The organism is Brevibacterium daeguense (genome assembly GCF_021729135.1).
Classification (GTDB): domain Bacteria; phylum Actinomycetota; class Actinomycetes; order Actinomycetales; family Brevibacteriaceae; genus Brevibacterium; species Brevibacterium daeguense.
Genome location: NZ_JAJTWW010000001.1, coordinates 211,440 through 235,796 on the forward strand (window position 1 = coordinate 211,440; position 24,357 = coordinate 235,796).

At 68.6% G+C, this 24,357-nt stretch carries 25 protein-coding genes; 16 read left to right on the forward strand and 9 right to left on the reverse strand.

Annotation, left to right across the window (positions count from 1 at the left end; all coding sequences use genetic code 11):
- The first annotated feature begins 44 nt into the window (after positions 1-44).
- Positions 45-608, forward strand: coding sequence for an amino-acid N-acetyltransferase (locus tag LXN01_RS00900; RefSeq protein WP_236862661.1), 564 nt, complete (start codon positions 45-47; stop codon positions 606-608).
- On the opposite strand, the gene LXN01_RS00905 is transcribed toward LXN01_RS00900, so the two are convergent.
- The gene (locus LXN01_RS00905; protein WP_236862662.1) at positions 609-1,583 is read right to left on the reverse strand and encodes an iron-sulfur binding domain-containing protein; all 975 of its coding nucleotides are present in this window, start codon (positions 1,581-1,583) and stop codon (positions 609-611) included. It abuts the gene before it with no gap.
- Positions 1,584-1,749: 166 nt separating this feature from the next.
- On the opposite strand from LXN01_RS00905, the gene LXN01_RS00910 reads away from it, so the two are divergent.
- A complete protein-coding gene (locus LXN01_RS00910) occupies positions 1,750-2,496 on the forward strand; it encodes a hypothetical protein (RefSeq protein ID WP_236862663.1) in 747 nt (248 codons plus the stop codon).
- Positions 2,497-2,498: 2 nt separating this feature from the next.
- On the opposite strand, the gene disA is transcribed toward LXN01_RS00910, so the two are convergent.
- The 4 genes from disA to LXN01_RS00930 form a co-directional block, all read right to left on the reverse strand.
- A complete protein-coding gene (disA, locus tag LXN01_RS00915) occupies positions 2,499-3,611 on the reverse strand; it encodes a DNA integrity scanning diadenylate cyclase DisA (RefSeq protein WP_236862664.1) in 1,113 nt (370 codons plus the stop codon).
- Between the two features lie 94 nt (positions 3,612-3,705).
- A complete protein-coding gene (gene radA, locus LXN01_RS00920; protein WP_236862665.1) occupies positions 3,706-5,064 on the reverse strand; it encodes a DNA repair protein RadA in 1,359 nt (452 codons plus the stop codon).
- A gap of 73 nt (positions 5,065-5,137) precedes the next feature.
- Positions 5,138-6,712 carry an L-piperidine-6-carboxylate dehydrogenase gene (amaB, locus tag LXN01_RS00925; protein ID WP_236862666.1) on the reverse strand — a complete coding sequence of 525 codons (1,575 nt, stop codon included), beginning with the start codon at positions 6,710-6,712 and terminating at the stop codon, positions 5,138-5,140.
- 90 nt (positions 6,713-6,802) lie between these two features.
- Positions 6,803-7,960, reverse strand: coding sequence for an NAD(P)/FAD-dependent oxidoreductase (locus tag LXN01_RS00930; protein WP_236862668.1), 1,158 nt, complete (start codon positions 7,958-7,960; stop codon positions 6,803-6,805).
- 133 nt (positions 7,961-8,093) lie between these two features.
- On the opposite strand from LXN01_RS00930, the gene LXN01_RS00935 reads away from it, so the two are divergent.
- From LXN01_RS00935 to LXN01_RS00950, 4 genes are read left to right on the forward strand one after another with little or no spacing between them, the layout of a single operon-like run.
- Positions 8,094-8,990: a LysR family transcriptional regulator gene (locus tag LXN01_RS00935; RefSeq protein WP_236862669.1), complete on the forward strand. Its 897-nt coding sequence runs from the start codon at positions 8,094-8,096 to the stop codon at positions 8,988-8,990.
- A gap of 5 nt (positions 8,991-8,995) precedes the next feature.
- Positions 8,996-9,616 (forward strand): class I SAM-dependent methyltransferase, encoded by a 621-nt coding sequence (locus tag LXN01_RS00940; RefSeq protein WP_236862670.1) that lies wholly within the window; start codon positions 8,996-8,998, stop codon positions 9,614-9,616.
- The gene (locus LXN01_RS00945; RefSeq protein WP_236862671.1) at positions 9,613-10,179 is read left to right on the forward strand and encodes a hypothetical protein; all 567 of its coding nucleotides are present in this window, start codon (positions 9,613-9,615) and stop codon (positions 10,177-10,179) included. The genes LXN01_RS00940 and LXN01_RS00945 overlap by 4 nt, the downstream gene beginning before the upstream one ends.
- A complete protein-coding gene (locus LXN01_RS00950) occupies positions 10,176-10,970 on the forward strand; it encodes a class I SAM-dependent methyltransferase (RefSeq protein WP_236862672.1) in 795 nt (264 codons plus the stop codon). Before LXN01_RS00945 ends, LXN01_RS00950 begins: the two co-directional genes overlap by 4 nt.
- A gap of 56 nt (positions 10,971-11,026) precedes the next feature.
- Here the strand turns inward: LXN01_RS00950 and LXN01_RS00955 are convergent, their stop codons facing one another.
- The gene (locus LXN01_RS00955) at positions 11,027-11,566 is read right to left on the reverse strand and encodes a DUF4916 domain-containing protein (RefSeq protein WP_236862673.1); all 540 of its coding nucleotides are present in this window, start codon (positions 11,564-11,566) and stop codon (positions 11,027-11,029) included.
- A gap of 230 nt (positions 11,567-11,796) precedes the next feature.
- Between LXN01_RS00955 and LXN01_RS00960 the strand changes: the two genes are divergently transcribed.
- Genes LXN01_RS00960 through proC form a run of 7 tightly spaced genes read left to right on the forward strand, consistent with a single transcriptional unit; the run spans position 11,797 to position 18,868 of the window.
- Positions 11,797-13,293 carry an MmgE/PrpD family protein gene (locus tag LXN01_RS00960; RefSeq protein ID WP_236862674.1) on the forward strand — a complete coding sequence of 499 codons (1,497 nt, stop codon included), beginning with the start codon at positions 11,797-11,799 and terminating at the stop codon, positions 13,291-13,293.
- Position 13,294: 1 nt separating this feature from the next.
- Positions 13,295-14,200 carry a methylisocitrate lyase gene (prpB, locus tag LXN01_RS00965; protein WP_236862675.1) on the forward strand — a complete coding sequence of 302 codons (906 nt, stop codon included), beginning with the start codon at positions 13,295-13,297 and terminating at the stop codon, positions 14,198-14,200.
- Positions 14,197-15,321, forward strand: coding sequence for a bifunctional 2-methylcitrate synthase/citrate synthase (locus LXN01_RS00970; protein WP_236862677.1), 1,125 nt, complete (start codon positions 14,197-14,199; stop codon positions 15,319-15,321). Before prpB ends, LXN01_RS00970 begins: the two co-directional genes overlap by 4 nt.
- 1 nt (position 15,322) lies before the next feature.
- On the forward strand, positions 15,323-16,090 hold the full coding sequence (locus LXN01_RS00975) for an enoyl-CoA hydratase/isomerase family protein (protein ID WP_236862678.1): 768 nt from the start codon (positions 15,323-15,325) through the stop codon (positions 16,088-16,090).
- A gap of 32 nt (positions 16,091-16,122) precedes the next feature.
- Positions 16,123-17,118: a Ppx/GppA family phosphatase gene (locus LXN01_RS00980; RefSeq protein WP_236862679.1), complete on the forward strand. Its 996-nt coding sequence runs from the start codon at positions 16,123-16,125 to the stop codon at positions 17,116-17,118.
- A 3-nt stretch (positions 17,119-17,121) separates the two neighbouring features.
- Positions 17,122-18,042 carry a sugar phosphate isomerase/epimerase family protein gene (locus LXN01_RS00985; protein ID WP_236862680.1) on the forward strand — a complete coding sequence of 307 codons (921 nt, stop codon included), beginning with the start codon at positions 17,122-17,124 and terminating at the stop codon, positions 18,040-18,042.
- A 7-nt stretch (positions 18,043-18,049) separates the two neighbouring features.
- Positions 18,050-18,868: a pyrroline-5-carboxylate reductase gene (proC, locus tag LXN01_RS00990; protein WP_236862681.1), complete on the forward strand. Its 819-nt coding sequence runs from the start codon at positions 18,050-18,052 to the stop codon at positions 18,866-18,868.
- Here the strand turns inward: proC and LXN01_RS00995 are convergent, their stop codons facing one another.
- The 3 genes from LXN01_RS00995 to dctP form a co-directional block, all read right to left on the reverse strand.
- The gene (locus LXN01_RS00995) at positions 18,869-19,546 is read right to left on the reverse strand and encodes a potassium channel family protein (protein ID WP_236862682.1); all 678 of its coding nucleotides are present in this window, start codon (positions 19,544-19,546) and stop codon (positions 18,869-18,871) included.
- Positions 19,539-20,915, reverse strand: a complete 1,377-nt coding sequence (locus LXN01_RS01000) for a TrkH family potassium uptake protein (RefSeq protein WP_236863111.1) — start codon at positions 20,913-20,915, stop codon at positions 19,539-19,541. Before LXN01_RS01000 ends, LXN01_RS00995 begins: the two co-directional genes overlap by 8 nt.
- Positions 20,916-21,064: 149 nt before the next feature.
- Positions 21,065-22,336, reverse strand: coding sequence for a TRAP transporter substrate-binding protein DctP (dctP, locus tag LXN01_RS01005; protein WP_236862684.1), 1,272 nt, complete (start codon positions 22,334-22,336; stop codon positions 21,065-21,067).
- Positions 22,337-22,523: 187 nt separating this feature from the next.
- Here dctP and LXN01_RS01010 point away from each other — a divergent pair, with 187 nt between their 5' ends.
- From LXN01_RS01010 to LXN01_RS01020, 3 genes are all read left to right on the forward strand, one after another.
- Positions 22,524-23,726 (forward strand): acetoin utilization protein AcuC, encoded by a 1,203-nt coding sequence (locus tag LXN01_RS01010; RefSeq protein ID WP_236862686.1) that lies wholly within the window; start codon positions 22,524-22,526, stop codon positions 23,724-23,726.
- 174 nt (positions 23,727-23,900) lie between these two features.
- The gene (locus tag LXN01_RS01015; RefSeq protein ID WP_003792170.1) at positions 23,901-23,999 is read left to right on the forward strand and encodes a 30S ribosomal protein bS22; all 99 of its coding nucleotides are present in this window, start codon (positions 23,901-23,903) and stop codon (positions 23,997-23,999) included.
- Positions 24,000-24,073: 74 nt separating this feature from the next.
- Entirely contained in the window at positions 24,074-24,331 is a 258-nt protein-coding gene (locus tag LXN01_RS01020; RefSeq protein WP_236862687.1) for a glutaredoxin family protein, read from the forward strand.
- Positions 24,332-24,357: the final 26 nt, after the last annotated feature.

A 24,357-nucleotide genomic window follows, 5' to 3' on the forward strand; every position in this document is an offset into this window, starting at 1 on the left:
CAGGAACAATTCCTGCGGGACCCGATTGGTGTTGAATGGGGAGCATGGAATCCCAGCCCGCCCCTCAGTCGATCTACGCACCACGCGAGCTCCGCGGAGGGCTGCGCATCCGGCGCGCCCGCACGCCCGATGTCCTGGCCATCAAGGAGCTCGTCGATCCGCTGGCGGAGCAGCGGATCCTGGTCGCCAAGGACACGGTGAACTACTTCGAGGGGCTGCAGGAGTTCCAGGTCGTGGTCGACCCCCAGCCGGACGGAACCGAGCGGGTGGTCGGCTGCGCGGCACTGCACGTGCTGTGGGAAGACCTGGCGGAGGCCAGGACAGTGGCGACACATCCCGATTACCGAGGCCGGGGAGTCGGACGGGCCCTGCTGGAGCAGCTGCTGTTCGACGCGCGGGAGATCGGCGTGACGCGGGTGTTCTGCCTGACCTTCGAAACCCAGTTCTTCGGCTCACTGGGCTTCGAGGAGATCAGCGGCACGCCGGTTTCGCCGGAAGTCTACGTCGAGCTGCTCCACTCCCAGGACGAGGGCACCGCCGAGTTCCTCGATCTGGCCCGGGTCAAGCCGAACACTCTCGGCAACAGCCGGATGCTCAAGCACCTCTGATCAGCCCGGCAGCCGCAGGCGGTTCCCTGCGGCGCGCTCGGCCAGACCGTCGTCGATGAGGTCGGCGATCAGCCGGGCGACGCGTTCGGAGGATCCGAGCTCGCGGACCCGGGCGATCGCCTGCTGCACCGGGTCGGGAAGAGCGGCGAGCGCCTCGGCGTCGAGCTCCCGGGCGCTCGCAGTGAGGAGATCGGTCCGGACGCCGGCGGGTCCGCAGCTCCGCAGCACCGCCATCACGGCGCCGCGCAGCTGCCTGTCGGTGCCGTTCCACGCCTGCGTGGTGGGCTTCCGCTGCGGGTCGATCGGCTTGCCCGCGGCCAGCCAGCGGCAGTGCTCGGCCACCGGGCACTCCTCACATGCCGGTCTGCGGGAGGTGCACACGAGGGCGCCGAGCTCCATCGTTCCGGCATTCCACTCGACGTGCGAGCGCTGCGGGACGAAAGCGGAGGCCCATGCGCGCTCTCGCGTGCTCGGCGCGGGCGCGGGGTGGGACCGGCCGGCGAAGATGCGGTGGAGGACTCGGCGGATGTTGACGTCGAGCACCGTGGTGCGGGTGCCATGGGCGAATGACGTCACCGCTGCCGCGGTGTAGGGGCCGATCCCGGGAAGGCTGCGGAGGACCTCCTCACCGACGGGCACGACGTTGTCGTGGTCGGCGGCGATGGCGGCGGCGGCCTCGCGGAGCCGGAGCGCGCGCCTCGGGTAGCCGAGGGAATCCCAGGCCAGGAGCACCTCGGCGGGGGAGGCGGCGGCGAGATCGGCCGGAGTCGGCCAGCGGTGAAGCCACTCCTCCCAGCGGGGAGCGACCCGTGACATCGGCGTCTGCTGCGACATCACCTCGCTGACGAGGACGCCCCATGCGCTGGTGCCGGGACGCCGCCACGGAAGATCGCGGGCGCTCTCCGCGAACCAGTCGACGACGGCCCGCTGCACGGGGGATGCGCGAGGTGTTTCGGAGGGAGTTCGGAGTGTCACGTCGATGTCGGCACTCGAGCGATCTAGGCTCGAGGCGATGTCTCCTTCCCGTCGTCCTGCTCCGAGCTCGCAGCGCTCACGCCCCGCGGGGCGCAGCGGCGCTCCTCGGCCTGCCTCCGGGAAGTCTACTCAGAACCAGCAGCAGCGGAAGCAGAAGAAGAAGGCGGTGTACCGACGCCGCCGGCTGGTGGTCGGCGCGCTGGCGCTGGCCGTGGCCGCGGCTGCCGTGGTCGGGATCATCCTCCTCGTGCAGGCCGTCGGTGATCTCGCGACTGCGGGCGACGCGGATCCGGTGGCGGCGCCGACGGAGTCGGCCGAGCCGACCGCTCCGGTGCCCACCGGTGACGCCGCCAGCGGAGCCTGTCCGCCGGAGGCGGTGGTCGTCGGCGCCGCAGTCGAGAAGAAGTCGTTCGAGCCCGGCGATTCCGCACTCCTCGAGCTGGTGGTGAAGAACACCCACCACGCCGCCTGCATGATCCCGGTGGGCACCAGCCTCCAGACCTTCGAGGTCCGCAGGGACGGCGACACGGTCTGGAGCTCCGAATACTGTGCCGATCCGGAAGCGGACGCCGATGCCGCCGAGGCCAGCATCGTCTTCGCCCCTGGAGCCGAGAAGCGCTCGGCTCTGCGCTGGACGATCGAACCGGTCACCGAGGACTGCCGGCGCAGCGATGAGGCGCTGGCAGGGGGGAAGTACCAACTGGTGACGAAACTCGGCGAGGCCGAGAGCACGCCGGCCGAGTTCGAGATCGACGTTCCGGAGCCGCCCTCCGAGCCGCCGTCGGAAGAGCCGCCGTCCGAGCAGCCGACTTCGGACGAGTCGTCGGATGAGGCGGACGAGGACACTCCCGAGGAGCAGTCGGATGAGGACCAGCAGTCGGATGAGGCGACCGGCGGTGGGGACGGGAACTGAGCTCAGTTCTCCGTGGCCTCCTCGACGATCCGATTGAGCCCCTCGCGGACGATCCGTGCCCGATGCTGGCCCACTCCCTCGATCGAGACCAGTTCGTCGATGTCGGCGGCGAGGAGCTCGCTGAAGCGCCCGAAATGCGTCGCGAGCCGCTCGACGACGAGCGAGGGAACCCGGCGAATCGAGGACAGGACCCGATAGCCGAGCGGATAGACGTGCCTGTCGAGCGCTTCGCTGGAGGCAGAGGTGCCGATCGAGCGGGCGACAAGATCGATGTCGATGAGCTCGGTGCCGGAGAGCAGCGCCAGGTTGCGGAGCACGTCGTCGATCTCGGCGTGCTCCGGGATCGCATCGATGTAGTCGCGCAGCAGGTTGAGCTGGGCATTCCCGTAGGAGCCCATGAGCTCCTCATGCTGCAGAGTGACCAGCCGGCCATCCTGGCCGAGCTCGAGGATGTAGGTGGAGATCTCCGCCGAGATCCGTCGTACCATCTCCTGGCGCTGCAGCACGACGAGGACATCCGCCATCGTCGCCCGGTCGACGACCTCGAGGTAGGTCAGGGTCGCCGTGACCTCGTCCAGCCGGGACTTGTAGCGCTCGAGCGTGTCCAGCGCCTGATTGGCGTGGGAGAGGATCCGGTCGGACGCTTCCAGGACGTGGCGGATGTTGTGCACATAGAGCTGGATGATCTGCATCGACTGACTCACGGAGATCACCGGGAAGCCGGTCTGCTTGGCGACGCGCTCGGCGGTGCGGTGCCGGGTGCCCGACTCCGTGGTCTCGATCGCGGGGTTCGGCAGCAGCTGCACTCCCGCCGAGTGGATGCGCCGGGCATCGCGGTCGAGGACGATCGCGCCGTCCATCTTGGCCAGCTCGCGCAGGCGGGTCGCCGAGAACTCGATCTCGATGGAGAACCCGCCGGTCGAGATGCTGTTGACAGTCCGTGAGCTGCCCAGGACGATGAGCGCGCCGGTGCGGCCGCGCAGGATCCGCTCGAGTCCGTCGCGCAGCTCGGTGCCCGGAGCCGCCGCGGCCAGAGTCGACAGCAGCAGCTCGCTGCTGGCCCGATTCGCCGCCGCCTGAGGGTCGAGCGAGTGCAGATTCGAGGGGGAGCGCACTGGAACCGCCTTTCCGAAGACGCGTTGTGACGTCTCACTCACATTATCGGCCGGGGTCCGCGTGTGCCCAACGCCCTGCGGGAAGACCGCTCCTTCACGAGCTGACGCGCGGCTTGAGCACCACGTCGACGGCTTCGCGCACCGTCTCGCACTCCCGGACCCGCATGGTGGGCGGCACCTTCACATTCTCCAATGCGCCGCGGGCGACCACCGCATTGGTGACGCCGAGCCTGGCCGCCTCCGCCAGTCGCAGCCCGAGGTTGGGCACCTTCCGGATCTCCCCGGAGAGGCTGATCTCGCCGATCCCCACCAGCCGCGAATACAGGGAGGCGTCCGCAGCGGCCGAGGCGAGGGCCAGGCTGACTGCCAGGTCTGCGGCCGGTTCGATGACGCGGACTCCGCCGACAGTCGCGACGAAGACGTCGTGGCTGCCGACGTTCGTGACCTTCGACAGCACCGCGAGGATCATCGCCACCCGATTGCCGTCGACCCCGCTGACAGTTCGCCGCGGCGACCCGCCGTTCGACCGGTCCACCAGAGCCTGGATCTCCACCACCATCGGCCGGCGTCCCTCCTGCACGACGGTCAGGCAGGAGCCGGGAGCCTGGGCCGAGGAGCGGGAGAGGAACAGCCCCGAGGGGTCGGCCAGGCTCTCGATCCCGTTCTCGGTCATGTCGAAGCATCCGACCTCATCCGTGGGGCCGAACCTGTTCTTGACCGCGCGCAGCAGGCGCAGCCGGGAATGGCGGTCGCCCTCGAACGAGCACACCACGTCGACGAGGTGTTCGAGCAGGCGGGGCCCTGCGACGGTGCCCTCCTTGGTGATGTGCCCGACGAGGACCGTGGGGATGCCGTTGTCCTTGGCCGCCCGGATGATGCCGGCGGCGACCTCCCTGACCTGGGTGACGCCGCCGGGGACGCCCTCCACCTCCGTCGAGGCGAGGGTCTGGACAGAGTCGATGACGAGGAGGTCGGGCGCCTCGGATGTGATCATCCCGAGGACCACGCCGAGGTCGGTCTCGGCCGCCAGCAGCAGGGATTCCTCGAGGGCGCCGATCCGCTCGGCGCGCAGCCGAACCTGACCGGCGGACTCCTCACCCGTGACGTAGAGGACGCGGGCCGAGCTGCGGGCGGTCCGGGCGGCGACGTCGAGCAGCAGGGTCGACTTGCCCACTCCCGGCTCTCCTGCCAGCAGCACGACGGCACCGGGGACCAGCCCGCCGCCGAGCACCCGATCGAATTCGCCGATCCCGGTCGGGCGCGCCTGCGCTGTCGTCCCGTCGACTCCGGTGATCGGCGCAGCCTTCCGGCCCGCGGGCGCAGGCTTGGCCTTGGTGCGCACGGCGGCGGTGTCTCCCGCTGCCTCCTCGAGGGTGCCCCAGGAGTGGCACTGGGGGCACCTGCCCAGCCACTTGGGACTCGAGTAACCGCAATCAGTGCACGAATAGGCCATGGCTATCAGTCTCGCACGAGCCACGGACTGCCCTCCTGCGGATCCCGCTTCTCGGTGCCGTGCGGTCCTGGCCTCAGATGAACTCCACGCCCTGGGCCAGCGGCAGCTCGCCGGAGTAGTTGATGGTGTTCGTCGCCTGGCGCATGTAGGCCTGCCAGGAGTCGGTGCCGGACTCACGGCCCCCGCCGGTCTCCTTGTTGCCGCCGAACGCGCCGCCGATCTCCGCTCCCGAGGTGCCGATGTTGACGTTGGCGATGCCCGTATCCGAGGTGGCGATGAAGCGTTCCGCCTCGGCCAGGTCGGAGGTGAAGACCGCCGAGGACAGGCCCTGGGGGACGGCGTTGTTGAGCTCCACGCCCGCGTCGAAGTCCGTGTACTCCATGACGTAGAGGATCGGAGCGAAGGTCTCCTCCTCGACGATCGGAGTCTGCCCCGGCATCCGGACGACCGCGGGCTCGACGTAGTAGGCCTCCGGCGCGGCCTCGGCAAGCACCCTGCCGCCGCCGCAGAGCACCTCCCCGCCCTGGGCGACCGCGGCCTCGAGCGATTCCTGCATCTTCCGGAAGCCGGCCTCGTTGATCAGCGGACCGACGAGCACGCCCTCGGCGGTCGGCGAACCGATGCTCAGCGTGCGGTAGGCGGCGACGATCCGCTCGGTGAGCTCCTCGGCGATGTCGGAGTGGACGATGAGCCGACGCAGTGTGGTGCATCGCTGGCCGGCTGTCCCGGCGGCGGCGAAGACGACCCCGCGCAGGGCCAGGTCGAGGTCGGCGCTCGGGGCGACGATGGCGGCGTTGTTGCCGCCGAGCTCCAGCAGGGACCGCCCGAAGCGCTGAGCGACCCGGGGTCCGACCTCACGGCCCATCCGCACCGAGCCGGTCGCCGACAGCAGCGCGATCCGGGGGTCGTCGACGAGCAGCTCGCCGATGCCGCGGTCGCCGACGAGCACTGTGGCCAGGTCTGCGGGGGCGCCCTGCTCCTCTGCCGCACGCCGGAGCAGGGCGCTGGCTCCGATCGCCGACAGCGTCGACAGCTCCGACGGCTTCCACACCACGGTGTCCCCGCAGACCAGCGCGAGAGCGGTGTTCCAGGAGTACACGGCCACCGGGAAGTTGAAGGCGGAGATCACACCGACCACGCCGAGGGGATGCCAGGTCTCCATGAGGCGGTGGCCGGGCCGCTCACTGGGAAGGGTCTTGCCGTAGAGCTGCCGCGACTGGCCGAGCGCGAGCTCGCAGATGTCGATCATCTCCTGCACCTCGCCGGCTGCCTCCGACGGAGTCTTGCCCGCCTCGACGGTGACGAGTCCAGCCAGCTCCTCCTTGTGCTCCGTCAGCAGCCGGCCCCAGCGCTGGACGACCCTGCCGCGGACCGGAGCCGGCACCTCGCGCCACTGCTCGAACGCCGCCTGGGCGGCTGCGATCTTCCGGCTCACCGAGTCGGGCGTGTCACCGGGGAGATGGCCGAGGGTCTGTCCGGTGATGGGGGAGCGCACGGGCAGCGTCCCGGAGGACTCCGCGCTCAGCAGGGAGTCGAAGTCGACGCCGCAGGCGGACAGGCCGGTGCGGACCAGCTCCTGGATCTCCTCGGGCCGGGGCAGCTGCGTCTGCGCGGTGGCGGTCTGCGGATCGGTCGATGCTGGATTCACTGTGGACTCCCTGTCGTTGTCGTGCGGTCCGGTGGACGTGGGGTGATCGTTCGCGATTGCTGCTCGGATCCCATCGTGGCATGCGTGCGATCACACGATGTTGAGTTCGACGCGCAGCTCGTCGGTGTCGAAGCGCTCGGTGCTCATGCCGCTGACGTCGACGAACGGTTCCACCCCGAGGAAGAGGTCGCGCATCACCTCGCCGACGGCCGGTCCCTGGAGGAAGCCGTGGCCGGAGAAGCCGCAGGCGTAGAGGAAGCCGGGGACTTCCGGCGAGCGGCCGATCAGCGCGTTGTGGTCCGGGGTGCACTCGTACAGCCCGGCCCAGCCGCGGCGGATGCACACGTTCTCCAGGGCCGGGGTGCGGCGGCTGATGAGCTGGGAGAGGTGTTCGGGCCAGCGGGGGTCGAAGTGGGTGTCGAATTCCCGCACATCGTGCTCCTCCGGCGCACCGAACAGCAGGCCGTCTCCTTCGGAGTGGAAGTAGTACGACGTGGAGAAGTCGATGGTGAAGGGCAGCCGGCGGGCATCGAAGTCGACCGGCTCGGAGACCACGATGTGCCGGCGCAGCGGGGTCACCGGCAGGTCGACGCCGGCCATCCGTCCGATCGCCTGCGACCACGCCCCTGCCGCGCACACGACCGTGTCGGTCGCGACCGGCCCGGCGGTGGTCTCCACCCCGGTGATCCGGCCATCCGCCACCACGATGTTCGTGACCTCGGTGTGCTGGACGATCGACACGCCTCGGGCGCGGGCGGCGCGGGCGAACCCGGCCACCGTGCCCTCGGGCGTGCAGTGGGCGTCGTCGGGGTTGAAGACGCCGGCCACGAGTCCCTCGGTGCTGATGACGGGGGAGAGCTCGTGCGCCTCCGCCGGGGTGATCATCCGCGAGTTCTGGCCCAGCGATCGCTGCAGCGCCACGTTCGCCTCGAAGGCGGCGGCGTCGGCGTCGTTGTCGAGCAGGAACAGGTAGCCGCTGGCGACGAAGTCGATGTCCTGGGCGAACAGCGACTCGAATGACCGGAACACCTCCAGGGAGCGCGCTCCGAGCTGGATGTTGACCGCGTCGGAGAACTGCGAGCGCAGTCCGCCCGCGGCACGCGAGGTCGAACCGGCCCCGAGCTCATCGCGCTCGATCACGACGACGTCCTCGACACCGGCGGCGGCGAGCCAGTAGGCCGTTGCAGTGCCCATGATGCCGCCGCCGATGATGACGACCGACGCCGTGGCAGGCAGGGGTGTCCTCATTGACCCTCCCGATCTCATGCGAACCTGTGACGAAGATCACCTGGTTCAATAGTGGGCTCGGTGGTCGTTTCAGACAAGCGATATTCCGTTAACGCCTCTGTCAGGAAGACTGAATGCTCGCTAGGCTCGGCTCATGCAGTGGACCCTGATTCAGCTGCGGACATTCGTCGCGGTCGCGGAGCACTCGACCATGACCGCCGCAGCGGCCTCCCTCGGCTACACGCCCGGTGCGGTGAGCCAGCACATGAGCGCGCTGCGCCGGGTCGTCGGCAGCGATCTGTTCGTATCGACCGGGCGGCGCCTGCAGCTGACCCAGGCCGGGCGGCTGCTCCACGCCCGTGCCCGGGCCGTGCTCGCCGCTGAGGCGCAGGCCGCCGAGGCGGTGCGCGGCCGTTCCTTCGACAGCACCCAGCGCGTCACCCTCGGGGTGTTCGGCTCGGCATCGGTCGTCGCCTTCGGGCCGGCCGTCGGCAAGCTCGCCGGTTCGGGGATCACGCTGCAGGCCCGCGAGATCGATGTCGAGTACATGCAGGCCGCGGTCCTCGACGGCCGGATCGACGTCGGCATCGGCATCGACTACCCGTCGTCCCCGCTCGCGCCTCAGCGCGGGCTTCGCATGGAGCCGATGCGCGAGGAGCCATTCGGCGTCGTCGTCGCGGCGGAGCGTCCCGACCCCTCTCCGGACGAGCTCGCCGCCGAATCCTGGATCCTGCCGGCCAATGACTCGACCTTCGGACGGGCGGTGCGGTTCGCGTGCGCCGAACTCGGCTTCGCCCCGCGCGAGACCCACATCGTCGTCGACTCCGCGGTCGCGCTCGCCATGGTCGGCAGCGGGATGGGGCTGAGCCTGGCCACTCCGATCATGATGTCGCTGGCTCCGCGCAGCGCGCGACTGGTCGACGGGACCGCGGCCGGCGGGCGCAGGATCGTCGCGATGGTCCGGGAGGGCATGGCCGAGCAGCCCGCGATCGCCCACGTCGTCGACGTGCTCGGCGAGGTCTTCGCGGAGCTGAGATTGTCCGTAGGATGACTGCCATGAGCTATTCGCACCTGTGGGACCGGCTGCGGGAGCAGGATCCGGACCATTCCGTCCGCTACGCGCAGCGCTGGCGGGACCTGGCCGCCCAGGGCCACGATCTCGATGGGGAGGCGCGCTTCGTCGACGCAATGGCACCTCGGGGATCGCGGATCCTCGATGCGGGCTGCGGCACCGGGCGGGTCGGCGGCTATCTCGCGGCCGCCGGCCATGACGTGGTCGGGGTCGACCTCGACGACTACCTGATCGCCGATGCCCGGGAGACCTACCCGAGTGCCGACTGGCATGTCGGCGACCTCGCCCGATTCGACTTCTCGACAGTCGGCGCCGGCTTCGACATCATCGTCTCCGCCGGCAACGTGATGACATTCCTGGACCCGCACAGCCGCCATCGGGTGATGGCGAACCTGGCCGGCGCGCTGGCGGCCGACGGGCGCCTCGTGAGCGGCTTCGGCGCCGGGCGCGGCTACGAGTTCGCCGACTACGAGGCCGACCTCCGGGCCGCCGGCCTTCAGCCGGCGATCAGCTTCTCCACCTGGAACCTCCACCCATTCACCCCGGGCTCGGGCTTCCTCGTCTGCGTGGCGCAGCGGGCGGGAGCGCAGCAGGAGGAGCGATGACGGCGCGCTCGGCGAACATCCCGGCGATCGAGAAGGCGACGGGCCTGTCGTGGGAAGCCGTGACCGCTGTCCTCGAGGAGGCAGGCGGCAAGGACCTCGCCCATCCGGTCCTGGCGGAGACCGCGCACGAGCTGTTCCGCGGCAGGGTCGACAATGCCGGTTGGTGGGCCCAGGGCGCGGCGGTCGCCTACGAGCAGCAGATCGGCAGGCGAGTGCCGGGGCAGCGCGGCGACGGCTCATTCCAGACCTCGGTCTCGAAGACCTTCGCCGGCGACCCGGACGCGGCGCTCGCCGCGGTCGCTGCGCTGCTGTCCGGCCGCGAGGAGCTCGCCGGAGTGCCCTATGCGGAGGCGCCCCGCACCTCGGCGACGGAGAAGTGGCGGTACTGGCGGTCGACGATGGCGGACGGAAGCCGGGTCGGCATCACGATCGGCGCCAAGGCCGCGCGGCGATCCGAGGACCCGGAGAAGTCCACGATCGGGATCCAGGTCGACCGGCTCCCCGACGAGGATTCGGCCGCCCGCTGGCGAGCGTGGTTCAGGGAGCTGGTGAAGGAGCTGTGAGCTACACCCACGGCTACGACGAGTCGGTGCTGCGCTCGCACTCCTGGCGCACGGCGCAGCGCTGCGCCCCGGACCTGCTGGCTCGCCTGGATTCCGGGATGCACATCCTCGACATCGGCTCGGGGGTCGGCACTATCACCTGCGATCTGGCCGAGGCAGTCGAGCGCGTGACGGCCGTGGAGGTCGGCGAGGACAGCGCGCGGCTGACTCGCGAGGAGGCGCAGCGGAGGGGGCGGGACAACATCGAGGTCGAGATCGCCGACTGCCACGAGCTGCCGTTCGAGGACGGAGAGTTCGACGCCGTCCACATCCACCAGGTCCTCCAGCACGTGGCAGACCCCCGCCGTGCGCTCGCCGAGGCGGTGCGCGTGGTGAGGTCCGGGTCTCTCGTCTCCGTGACGGAATCCGACTACGGCGGGTTCCGCTGGCATCCGCAGGCGCCGGGCCTGGGGCGGTGGCTGGCGCTCTACCGTGCGACAGCCCGGCGCAACGGCGGTGAGCCGGACGCGGGCATCCACCTGCGCGCCTGGGTGGCCGATCTGCCCGAGCAGCCGGCCGGTGTGGAGTACCTGTCCCGTCCTTGGGTCTTCGCGACTCCGGAGGACTGCGGGTGGTGGGGCGACACCTGGGCCGACCGCATCTCCCGCTCGAAGCTCGCGGCGGACGTCGTGGGCTTCGGGCTGGCGGACGCCTCGGAGCTCGAGGGGATCGCCGCCTCCTGGCGGGGCTGGTCCGCCCACCCGGACGCCTGGTTCACGGTCGCCCACAGCACGGCGCTGATCACGAGATAGCGGTGTCGAGGGGTGCGGGGACTTCGAGGGGTGCGGGGACTTCGACGGCCGGCATCTCAGGGGAGCAGGTCGAGATAGGCCAGCGCGCTCTTCACGATGTGCTCCTGACCGTGGATCATCTCGGCGACGATGTCCTGCCGCAGTGTCTCCGCAGGCGTCAGCCAGTCCAGGCTCAGCGCATCCTGGCGGGGCGTGCACTCGCCCCGCACCGGCAGCACATAGCACAGTGCGACCGCGTGCTGGCGCGGGTCGTAGTACTTCGACTCGCCCTCGGTGGGGAAGTACTCGGCCACGTGGAAGGGAACCAGCGACGGCGGCAGCGTGGGGAACGCCATGGGCCCCAGGTCCTTCTCGGCATGCCGCAGCAGTGCGGCCCGGATGGGCTCGTGGAAGCGCACGCGGCCACCGACGAGCTCCCGGCCCAGCGTTCCGTCTCCCAGCGTCCGCAGCAGCAGGCCGATCTTCTCCGGCAGCCCGCTGTCGCCGAGCTTCACCGGCACCGCATGCACGTAGGTGATCGGCATCCGCCGTCGCAGCGACTTCAGCTCGTCCGGATCGAGCCAGTTCTCGTCGAAGTCCAGTGCGGTGCGAGTCATGATCCGTGTCTACCACAGACAGCCCTGCGGATGCAGAATCGAGTATCGGCGGCTGCGCTTCGGTATGTGGGTTGCGGGCGGCTTTCGGGACCAAGTATCTTGATATCGAGATAAAATGTTGGCCACAGCACATGGGCGTCAGACCAGACGCCTAGAGTGGATTCGAACCCGCTCGCATCCCGCCTGAGGGACTGCCGGCGGTCAATGACGACACAAGGAGACTCTTCTTCATGATCAACCACGAAGTCCGCACTTACCGCAGCTCGGAGCACCTTCCCCGTGAAGAGCAGCTCGCTTGGAAGATCGCCGAAGTCGCGGCTGATCCGGTCGACATCGACCCGGCAGTGACCGACATGGTCATCAACCGCATCATCGACAACGCCGCAGTGGCCGCCGCCTCCGTGCGCCGCTCGGCTCCGACCCACGCCCGCGAGCAGGCGCAGCCGCACACGACGGAGCCCGGTGCGACGGTGTTCGGACTCCCGCTCCAGGACACAGTCTCCCCGGAGTGGGCCGCATGGGCCAACGGAGTGGCGGTCCGCGAGCTCGACTTCCACGACACGTTCCTCGCCCAGGACTACTCGCACCCCGGCGACAACATCCCGGCGATCCAGGCCGTGGCCCAGCACCTGGGCATCGGCGGCAAGGACCTCATCAACGGCATCGCGACCGGGTACGAGATCCAGGTCGACCTCGTCAAGGGCATCTGCCTCCACGAGCACAAGATCGACCACGTCGCCCACCTGGGCCCCTCGGCGGCCGCGGGCATCGGCGCGCTGCTGAAGCTGCCGACCGAGGTCATCTACCAGGCCGTCGGCCAGGCCCTGCACGTCACCACCGCCACCCGCCAGTCGCGCAAGGGCGAGATCTCCTCGTGGAAGGCCCACGCTCCGGCATTCGCCGGCAAGATGGCCGTGGAGGCAGTGGATCGCGCGATGCGCGGAGAAGGTGCACCGTCGCCCATCTACGAGGGCGAGGACGGCTTCATCGCGTGGATCCTGTCCGGCCCGGAGGCGCGCTACACCGTGCCGCTGCCGGAGAAGGGCGAGGCCAAGCTCGCGATCCTCGACACCTACACCAAGGAGCACTCGGCCGAGTACCAGGCCCAGGCCCTGATCGACCTCGCCCGCAAGCTCGGCGGGCAGATCGAGGACAAGTCGCAGATCCGCAGGATCACCATCCACACCTCGCACCACACCCACAACGTCATCGGCACCGGCGCCAACGACCCGCAGAAGATGGACCCGAAGGCCTCGCGTGAGACCCTCGACCACTCGATCATGTACATCTTCGCGGTCGCCATGGAGGACCAGGGCTGGCACCACGAGCGCTCCTACGCCCCTGAGCGCGCTGCTCGCCCGGAGACCGTGGAGCTGTGGCACAAGATCGAGACCCGCGAGGATCCCGAGTGGACCCGCCGCTACCACTCGACGGACCCGAACGAGAAGGCCTTCGGCGGCCGCGTCGTCATCGAGATGAACGACGGCTCGGTCATCGAGGACGAGATCGCCGTCGCCGACGCCCACCCGCTGGGTGCTCGTCCGTTCGTCCGCGAGAACTACGTCCAGAAGTTCCGCACCCTGGCCGAGGGCATCCTCTCCGACGCGGAGCAGAACCGCTTCCTCGACCTGGCGCAGAACCTCGAGAACCTCAGCCCGGCCGAGGTCTCCCAGCTCAGCTTCGCCGTCGACGGCCTGGAGCACTCCGGATCGAAGGGAATCTTCTGACATGCTCGGCGCCACCACCACCGCGGCCGACCGCCGCAAGCGGTTCCGAGAGCTGCTGGGCGGAAGCGACATCGTCCAGTTCCCCGGAGCCATCAACCCGATCAACGCACAGATCATCGAGCAGACCGGGTTCGAGGGCGTCTACATCTCCGGCGGCGCGTTCTCCGCGTCGCTGGGGCTGCCCGACATCGGCCTGACCACCCTCTCCGAGGTCGCCGACCACGGCCGCGCGATCTCGCGGGTGACGAACCTGCCGACCTTCATCGACGCGGACACCGGCTGGGGCGAGGCGATGAACGTCGCCCGCACCGTGCAGGAGTTCGAGGACGCCGGCATCGCCGGGATGCACCTGGAGGACCAGGTCAACCCCAAGCGCTGCGGACACCTCGACGGCAAGGAGGTCGTTCCCACCTCGGAGATGGTCAAGCGGATCTCGGCCGCGGCGAAGGGCCGGCGGGATGACAACTTCGTCATCTGCGCCCGCACCGACTCCCGCGCCGGCGAGGGGCTGGACGCCGCGATCGAGCGTGCCAAGGCCTATGTCGACGCCGGTGCCGACATGATCTTCCCCGAGGCGATGCGGGACCTCGGCGAGTTCGAGGCCTTCGCCACGTCCGTGGACGTGCCGATCCTGGCCAACATGACCGAGTTCGGCAAGAGCGAGCTGTTCACCACCGAGCAGCTGGCCGGTGCCGGCGTCCGCCTCGTGATCTACCCGGTCACGACCCTGCGGATCGCGATGGGCGCGATCAAGCGGGGACTGGAGACGATCCGGTCGACGGGCACCCAGGCCGATCTCGTGGACGGCATGCAGACACGGGCGGATCTGTACGAGACAATCGACTACGCCGCCTACAGCGACTTCGATTCCGATGTCTTCAACTTCTCTCAGGAGGGTCACCAGTGACCGAGCAGGAAATCAAGAAGGGGCTGGCCGGTGTCGTCGTCGACACCACCGCCGTGTCCAAAGTCGTCCAGGAGACCAACTCCCTGACCTACCGGGGCTACCCGGTGCAGGAGCTGGCCGCCAACTGCAGCTTCGAAGAGGTCGCCTACCTGATCTGGCACGGCGAGCTGCCGACGCCTGAGCAGCTCGCGGAATTCACCGCCAAGGAGCGCTCGCAGCGGGCCATCGACCAGCAGCTCATCGATCTCGTCCGCTCCATGCCCGAGGACTGCCACCCGATGCACGTCGTGCAGACGGCCGTGGCCTACCTGGGCGGCGTGGACCCGGAGGCCGAGGTGGAGACCCCGGAGGCGAACCAGGCCAAGGCCGAGCGCCTCTACGCGCAGCTGCCGACCATCGTGGCGATCGACCACCGTCGCCGCCACGGGCTCGACCCGGTCGCGCCCACCGAGGACCTCGGCTACGCCGCCAACTTCTTCAAGATGGTGTTCGACGAGGTGCCGGCCGAGGAGGTCGTGCGCTGCTTCGACGTGTCGATGATCCTCTACGCCGAGCACTCCTTCAACGCCTCGACCTTCACCGCCCGCGTCATCACCTCGACCACCTCGGACATGTACTCCGCGGTGGCCGGCGCGGTCGGCGCGCTCAAGGGCCCTCTGCACGGCGGCGCCAATGAAGCCGTCATGGCGATGCTCGAGGAGGTCGGCACCGCCGACAGGGCCTCGGCGTGGATCGACCAGGCGCTGAGCGAGAAGAAGAAGATCATGGGCTTCGGACACCGGGTCTACAAGAACGGCGACTCCCGGGTGCCGACCATGCGCAAGGCATTCGAGGACATGGTCAGGGCCAAGGGCGCCGACGACCTGCTGAACCTCTACAACACCTTCGAAGAGGACTTCGTCGGCCGCAAGGGGATCTACCCGAACCTCGACTACCCGTCCGGTCCCGCCTATCACCTGATGGGCTTCGACACCCCGCAGTTCACCCCGATCTTCGTGATGAGCCGCATCACGGGATGGACCGCGCACATCATGGAGCAGCAGGCGTCGAACGCTCTGATCCGTCCGCTGAGCGCGTACAACGGGCCCGAACAGCGCGAAGTGCCGGTCAAGAACGGCTGAGATGACCGAGCACAACCTCGTCGAGGGTTTCGACCTGACCGTCAGCGGCCGGGTCGGAACCCTCGTCATCGATCGGCCGGAGAAGCGCAACGCGCTCTCCCGGGACATGTGGCTGGCCCTGCCGGACATCGTCTCCGGCATCGATGAGGACCCGGCGATCGACGTCCTCATCCTGACCGGGGCGGGCGGGCATTTCTCCGCCGGCTCCGATATCGCAGACCTGCGCGTGCCGCTGGCGGACTTCTGGGAGACGAATGCGACCGCCGAGGCCGCCCTCGCCTCGGTCGACATCCCCACCATCGCCGCGATCGAGGGCAACTGCATCGGCGGCGGCACGGAGCTGTCGGCGGCGTGCGACATCCGGGTCGCCGCGCCGGGTGCCAAGTTCGGGATCACCGCCGCCAAGCTCGGCCTGGTCTATCCGCCCGGACCCACTCGGCGGCTGGCCGAGATCATCGGCCCCACCTGGACCCGCTATCTGCTGCTCACCGCCGAGGTCATCGACACCGAACGCGCCGATTCCCTCGGCTTCCTGCACCGAGTGAGCGACACTCCGCTGGATACCGCCCGGGAGCTCGCCGAGCTCATGATGCGGCGCTCGCCGCTGAGCCAGACCGGCGCCAAGCGGATCCTCGTCGGCGAGGACCCTGATCCGGCGGCCGGCGGCTGGCTCGACCAGGCCTACCAGCAGGAGATCAGCACTGGTCAGGAGGCCTTCTTCGCCAAGCGCCAGCCCGAGTTCGGCTTCCGCCGACTGGACTGGCGGTAGAGCCCGCCCGTGCTGGCAGTAGACTGGGTGCCGTGCGCTTAGCAGTTCTCGACATCGGATCCAACAGCATTCACCTGCTCGTGGTGGACGCCCATGTGGGCGCCCCGCCGATGCCGGCGACCTCCCACAAGGAAGTGCTGCGGCTGGCCGAGCACCTCAAGGAGGACGGCTCGATCACGAGCTACGGGCAGAACCGGCTGGTGGAATTCTGCAAGGAGTCCATCAGCATCGCCGAGGAGCAGGGATCGGAGCAGATCCTCGCGTTCGCCACCTCCGCACTGCGGGAGGCGCCCAACGGGCTGGCCACCGTCGAGCGGATCTCGCAGGAATCCGGGATCAACCTCAACGTCATGACCGGCGAGGAGGAAGCGCGCATCACCTTCCTCGCCGCCCGCCGGTGGTTCGGCTGGTCGGCGGGCCGGATCCTGCTGCTGGACATCGGCGGCGGTTCGCTCGAACTGGCCGCCGGCAGCGATGAGTACCCGGATGCGGCGCTGTCGGTGCCGCTGGGCGCGGGGCGCATGCACAAGCGCTTCCTCAGCGATGATCGCCCCAGCCAGGACGACATCGACGCCCTGCGCAAGCACGCCCGTCACACCATCGGCCGTGTCGCCGGAGCGATCAATCGGGTGGGCAAGCCGGAGAAGATCGTCGGCTCGTCCAAGACCTTCCGCTCGCTGGCTCGGATCGGCGGTGCGGCCGCCAGCAGCCAGGGCATCTTCGTCCCGCGCCAGCTGCAGCGCAAAGACCTGTCGCGGATCATCGGAGAACTGGCCAGCCGCAGCCCGAAGGAGCGCTCGGAGCTGCCGGGCGTCTCCGAAGCGCGCGGGGGACAGGTGCTCGCCGGCGCCATCGTCGCCGAAGCCGCATTCACGATCTTCGACATCGAGTCGATGCATGTGTCGCCATGGGCTCTCCGGGAGGGGATCATCATGCGCAAGCTCGACCTCCTCGACTCCTCGGAGGAGATCTCGATTCCGCGGTGGGGAGCCCCTGAACCGCAGACCTCGGTCATGCTGCGGAGCTGAGAGTTGTTCCCCAGGAAGAAACCCGAGCGGAAGGTCCTCACCTCCAAGAACGCCGCCCGTGCCAATGCCCGCAGGCACCGCGAGGAGCTGGAGCAGAACCCGCTGTACGAGCACGACATCGTCCATTCCTCCGAGAACGTCATCCGGGTCGGGCTGTCGACCTCCTCGGTGTACCCGATGACGGTCTCCGAGTGCTTCTCGACAGCGGCCCGTCTGGGCTACGACGGGGTCGAGGTGATGGTGACCAACAACGCCGAGACCCAGGACGCGGATCTGATGCGCGACCTCGTGCAGGAGACGGGTCTTCCCGTGATGTCGCTGCACGCACCCACGCTGCTGTTCATGCCGCGGGTGCTCGACCGCGACCACTGGCAGAAGCTGCGGCGCACGTGCGATCTGGCCGAGACGGTCGGCGCGCGCACGGTGGTCCTGCATCCGCCGTTCCGATGGCAGGGCGAGTACGCCAAGAACTTCGCCGCCGGAGTCAAGGCGATCTCCGAGGAGACCGGGATCACGCTGGCCGTCGAGAACATGTATCCGTGGCGGGCAGGGATCCGCGAAGTGCTCGTGTACCTGCCGCATTGGAACCCCGTCGGCCAGGACTACGATGCGGTGACCTTCGACTTCTCCCATGCCTCGACGGCGGGGATGAACGCGATCGACACCGTCAAGGAGCTCTTCGACGTCCTCCAGCACGTCCATCTGACCGACGGATCCGGATCCCTGCAGGACGAGCACCTGGTGCCCGGCCGCGGCCGGATGCCGGTTGCGGAGACGCTGCAGCACCTCGCCAAGCACGACTGGGAGGGCGACGTCGTCGTCGAGGTCAACACCCGGTTCGTGGCCAAGAAGTCCACCCGGGACGAGATGCTGGTCGAATCGCTCGAGTTCGCCCGGCGCCATCTCGGACTCGAAGATCTCTAGGAGCCTCATGACACTCGCATTCCTCGGAACCGGATCGATGGGATCGGCGTTGCTGGCAGGGATGATCGGCGGCGGTGTCGCCGCCGGCGACGTGGTCGCGACCACCCGCTCGCGGGAGTCGGCGGCTGCGGTGCGCGAGCGCCTCGGCGTGACGGCGCTGTCGCTCGAGGAGGACGAGACCGCCAATCGGACCGCGGTCACCGGAGCCGATTTCGTGTTCGTCGGCGTGGAGCCGGTGCATGTGCGGGACACCCTCGCCGAGGTGGCAGGAGCCCTCGAGCCGGACGCGGTGCTGGTGTCGATGGCGGCCGGAGTGTCGATCGAGCAGCTGGCGGTGGCCGCGGGCAGCTCCCGGATCATCCGGATCATGCCGAACACACCCGCCGCGATCGGGCACGGTGTGGTCTCGATCTCGGCCGGTCGCGAGGTGCCCGCTCAGGCGGTGCGCACGGTGTCCGAACTCCTCGCCGGTGCCGGCGATGTCGTGGAGATGCCGGAATCGGACATCCACGCGATGACCGCGGTGGCAGGCTCCGGTGCCGCATACTTCTACCTGCTCGCGGATGCGCTCGTCACCGCGGGCGTGGAGCAGGGCCTGAGCAGCGAGGTCGCCACCCGGCTGGTGGTCGGAACCGCGAACGGCGCAGGTCGCATGCTGGCCCAGCGGCCGGAGTCGCCGGCCGAGCTGCGTGAGTCCGTCACGAGCACCGGCGGAACGACTGCCGCGGCGATGGCGGTCTTCGAATCCGAGGGGTTTCGGGACGCGGTCGTCCGGGCTGTCGGAGCGGCGACGGCGCGCTCGCGGGAGATCGAGGCCGGAGGGTGATCAGGGCCGGCCGGCGAAGCGCCCGAGCAGCTCGACGTGCCCTGCGACGATCAGCAGGTCCTGGCTGCCGATCCGGCTGGAGGGCTCCGCGTAGGTGAAGTCGCGGCCTGGACTCTTGATCCCGACCACGGTGACGCCGTAGGCATCCCGGATTCCCGCCTCGGCGAGGGTGAATCCCTGGACCTCCTTGGGCGGACGCATCTTCACGACGGCGAAATGACCCTCGTCGAACTCGAGGTAGTCGAGCATCCGGGAGGAGACGAGGTGCGCCACGCGTGCGCCGGCCTCGGATTCGGGGTACATCACGTGCTCGACGCCGATCCGGCGCAGGATCTTGCCGTGGGCGTTCGAGATCGCCTTGGCCCAGATCTGCTCGATCCCGAGGTCGACGAGGTTGACGGTGGTGAGAACGCTGGCCTCGATCGAGGTGCCGATGCCGACGACCGCCGTCGAGAAGTCGCCCACTCCGAGTTGGCGCAGCGCCTCCATGTTGGTGGTGTCGGCCTCGACGACGTGAGTGAGCCGCCCGGACCATTCCTGGACCATCTCCGGGTTGCGCTCGATGGCCATCACCTCGCGGCCGAGCTTCGTGAGGTTGAGCGCCGTGGAGGAGCCGAAGCGGCCGAGGCCGATGACGAGGATCGCCGAGGACGACTGCTGCGACGACTTCTTAGCCAATGATCGGCCTCTCTTCCGGGTACCGGAACATTCTTCGGGTGCTCTGCTGGGACAGCGCTGCGGCAAGCGTAATCGTACCGAGGCGGCCGAGGAACATCATCCCGCTGAGCACGTAGAGCCCGGCATCCGGTGCCGCGACACTGACTCCGGAGCTGAGACCGCACGTGGCGAAGGCCGAGATGACCTCGAACAGCACCAGGTCCAGCGGCATGCGCGTGATCTGCAGCATCACCAAGGTGCCGGTGATGACGGCTGCACCGCCGGCGAGCGTCACCGAGATCGCGAGCTTGATCGAGGAAGGTTCGATGCGGCGCCGGAAGGCGGAGACATCGGTCATCCCGCGGGCTTCGGAGAGGGCCGCCAGAACCAGCACGGCCAGTGTGGTGACCTTGATGCCGCCGGCCGTGGACGAGGAGCCGCCGCCGATGAACATCAGCACGTCCAGCAGGAGATGGCTCGTCTGGTTCATGTCGTCGATGGACATCGTGGCGAAGCCGCCCGAGCGGGGCATGACGGCCATGAAGAGGACCTCGAGGGCTGTGGGCCCGGCGCTCTCGTCGCCGAGCGTGCGCGGATTGCTCGCTTCGAAGAACAGCAGCAGGACGAAGCCGACGAGCACCAGCACAGCGGATGTGGTCAGCGTCAGCTTCGTATGGAGGTCCCAGCTGCGGGGCCGGTTCCAGGCGATGGCGATCATGAGGATGACGGGGAAGCCGAGCGAGCCGATGAAGACGGCGACCATGATGACGGTGAGGATCCAGGGATCGTCGGCGAAGTGCTCCATGCCGCCGGGGTGAATCGTGAAGCCGCCGTTGTTGAAGGCGGAGATCGAGTAGAACACCGAGAACCAGGCTGCGTCGCCGACGGACTCCCCCCGCGACAGGAAGCGGGGCAGGAGCAGCGTGAACACGACGAGCTCGGCGATGACGATCGTGGAGATCACGGCGCGCAGCAGGGTGCCGACCTGGCCGAGCTTCCACGTGTTGGTCGCCTGCGCCGCGATCAGCCGCTGGCGCACCCCCAGCTTCTTCGACACGGCCATGCCCAGCACCGAGGCAAGCGTCAGGATGCCCAGACCGCCCACCTGGATGCCGGCTGCGATGACCCCGACGCCGAAGTCCGACCAGTGCTCTTCGGTCACCTCGGTCGTCAAACCGGTCACCGTGACCGCCGAGGTCGCTGTGAACAGGCTGGTGGCGAAGCTCCAGGACTCGGGATCTCGGTGAGAGATCGGCAGACACAGGAGCACCGTGATGATGCCGATGAAGGCGAGGAACGACACCATAGCCAGGCGCGCCGGAGAGGAGTCGGCAAGATGGTCGACGAAATCGCGCAGCCTGGGACCCGGACTGCGGGCCGGTGGGCGCACCGGCGCGTGCGCCGTCGCCTCTGGCCGGCCGCTGGGCCCCGGCGCTGGGCCGAGAGGGCGTTCCGATGCCCGCCGTCGAATCACAGGGACAGTCTAGACAGTGGCAACGCTGCGGCGGACGTCCTCGCACCGGTGAGCCGGACGTCTCATCACTGCGGTCGGTGGGGGAGTGCGACCTCTTCGAAGAGTCGCTCACCGAGCGGCGTGAAGTCCGTCTCCCCGTGCTCCCACCACTCGTCGAGGTCTTCGAAGCTTCCCTGATCCTCGAGCCCGAGCTCCTCAGCGGCGGCCGACCACTTCTCCGAGGATTCGCGCACCCGCGCACTGATGTCGTCCCCAAGCAGCCCGCTGTCTTCCACAGCCTGGACCTGGGATTCGTTCTCCTGGCCGATGAGCTGCTCCGTCTCCGGATCGAACGGCGCGATCGTGCCCCCGGCGGCCTTGGCCTGACGGACGCTTTCGGCGTTGCCGTCGGCGACGATGCCCACGATTCCGCCATAGGTCGCGGAGGCCGCATCGAAGATGATCTGCTGGTAGGCCAGCGGGAGCTGCCCGAAGCTCGCACCGGCAAGTTCCGCACCCACTGCGCGCGAGGACATGCTGTGATCGTCGGTGCTGTAGCTGATGTGCGGTGCGACTTCGAGGATCCCGCCCTCCGCGGACGGCAGGAGCTGGGCGAAGGTGCAGTCGACGGTGCCCCGCTGCAGGGCCTCGAACACCTCGACGTACTCCATGGACACCGGGGAAGCGCCGAGGGCCTCGACGACTCCCAGGTGGGAGGTGCTGGCGACGCGGATCTGCCGCCCCTTCCAGTCGTCGGGTTCGGATCCCGGGTCGGCGCACACGGAGTAGTAGCCGCCGGAGCTGATGATGGGCGTCAGCGGCACCACGCCCTGGGCCTCGTACTCATCGAGCAGGCTCTCGGTCGACCAGCCGATGTCACTGGACACCGCGTTGTAGATCGCCTCACCGACAACCGGGGAGATCGGCAGTCCCGACAGGGAAGTCGCCGCCGCATCGAACGAGGGGTAGTCGCTGGGGTTGTAGATCGGCAGGTTGTAGGCCAGGTCGAGTCGCCCGTCGGCCAGCGCGTCATCGATCTCGGCGTAGCCGGCGATGGCCTGACCCCAGACCAGCTCGATCGTGATCTTGCCGCCGGAGCGCTCCTCGATGTACTCCTTGTAGGCCTGCGCGGCGGGAGCCATGATGGAATTCGGCGAGGCAGCAGGTGGCTGGTAGTTGAGCGTCACCGGTTCAAGATCCGCGAGTGCCGCGTCGACCTCTTCCTGGGGCGCTGCGTGCTCGAATCCTTCTCCGCCGCCGGATCCGTCCCCCGTACCGGCCGAGCCGGCACATCCGCTCAGCGCCAGCGCTGTGCCCGAAGCCAGCGCGACGGCCGGCAGGAAGTTCCTCTTCGTCATACTCGACACCTTTGTCCGGAGTAGTCGTGCATTGTGTTCCACGTTCCGCCCGGCGTCAGCGCCGCACCCAATGGAACTTATCCAATGTTCGATAGGAGTACAACAGAGTGGGACATGGGGGAGGGGCGCCCGTAGGCGACGGGAGCCCGTACGCGACGGGAGTCACGCCAGCAGATACAGTGGTGGGATGAGCAGGCGTGAGACGGACGTTTTCGTTGTCTGGGACGAGTCCTTCACCGAATACAACTTCGGTCCGAACCATCCGATGAACCCGTTGCGCCTGGACCTGACCGCCAAGCTCGCATCGGATTTCGGACTCTTCGATCACCCTCGCGTGCAGATCGGAGAAGCTCCCCGCGTCGACGAGGACGAGCTGGCTGTCCTCCACAAGCCCGAGTTCATCGCGGCGGTGAAGGCCGCCGAATCGACCGAGGAGCTCGACGAGAAGACCGTCAGCACCTACGGCGTCGGCACCGAGGACGTGCCGCGGTTCGAGAAGATCCACGAGGCCTCCGGCCGCATCTTCCAGGGAAGTGTCGAAGCGGCGCGCGCGATCAGCAGCAAGAGGTTCGAGCGCGCCGTCAATTTCTGCGGTGGAATGCACCATGCGATGCCGGGCCGCGCCTCGGGGTTCTGCGTCTACAACGATGTCGCCGGAGCGATCAGGCATTTCCTCGACAACGGCTATGAGCGGGTGGTCTACATCGACCTCGACGCCCACCACGGTGACGGCACCGAGAACTTCTTCTGGGACGACCCCCGGGTCCTGACGATCTCGATCCACGAGAACGGGCGATTCCTGTTCCCCGGCACCGGCTTCGCCAATGACATCGGCGGCATGTCGGCTGCCGCGTCCGCGATCAACATCGCACTGCCGCCGCGCGCCGGCGACCCGGAATGGCTGCGCGCCATCGACGCCGTCGTCCCACCCGTGCTGCGCGAGTTCGGACCGCAGGTCATCGTCTCCCAGCACGGCTGCGACGGACACCGCCTCGACCCTCTCACCCACCTGCGCCTCAGCGTGGATGCGATGCGGGTGGCAGCCGAATGGGTCCGCGACCTGGCCGACGAGTTCGCCGAGGGGCGCTGGCTGGCGACCGGCGGCGGAGGATACGCCCTCGTCGATGTGGTGCCGCGCGCCTGGGTGAACCTGGTCGCGATCGCCGCAGGAGCCGACATCGCTCCCGGTGCCGAGGTGCCGGAGCGCTGGCGCGACTACGTCCAGGCGAAGGCCGGCCTGACGGCGCCCATGCTGATGACCGACGGCCACGACGGAACCTTCGACTCCTGGAAGAACGGATTCGACCCGGAGTCCGACCTGGACCGGACGGTGATGGCCACCCGGAAGAACATCTTCCCCTTCTACGGGCTCGACGCCTACTACGACTGAGGACGGTCCCCTGGCAACTGCGTTGGGAGCGCCGGCCCGCGAGACCTTCCTCACGCCCCCGCCCACCAGGTGTCCCAGTTTTTGGGATCTCGGCGGAAAGAGATAGAATCGAGCGGTTAGTTCAGTCGGCGGGCACTCCGTGTTCACCGAGATTTCGACTCCGTGAGGATGCACATGGGTTCAGTCATCAAGAAGCGCCGCAAGCGTATGGCCAAGAAGAAGCACCGCAAGCTGCTTCGCAAGACCCGCCATCAGCGCCGCAACAAGAAGTAGGGCGCTTCACGGCTTCGGACCCCCGCCGGATGGCCGGCGGGGTTTCGTCTGCGCTCGAGCATGACTCGCCGAACATGACTGTCGAACTGACGTTTCTCACCCGCTCCGACTGCCACCTGTGCGCTCAGGCGCGGGAGGACGTCGCAGCCGCTGTCGGTGAGAGGGATGTCGTCATCGCGGAGATCGACATCGATGCGGACGAAGAACTCCGCGACAAATATGATTGGGATGTGCCGGTGGTGCTGCTGAACGGCAGGCAGCACAGTTTTCACCGCGTCGATCGTGGGCGGCTCGCCCAGGCGCTCGACGCGCTGCTGGCGCGTCGCACGTGACCGGCGGCGGAAGGCCGCGGAACAGG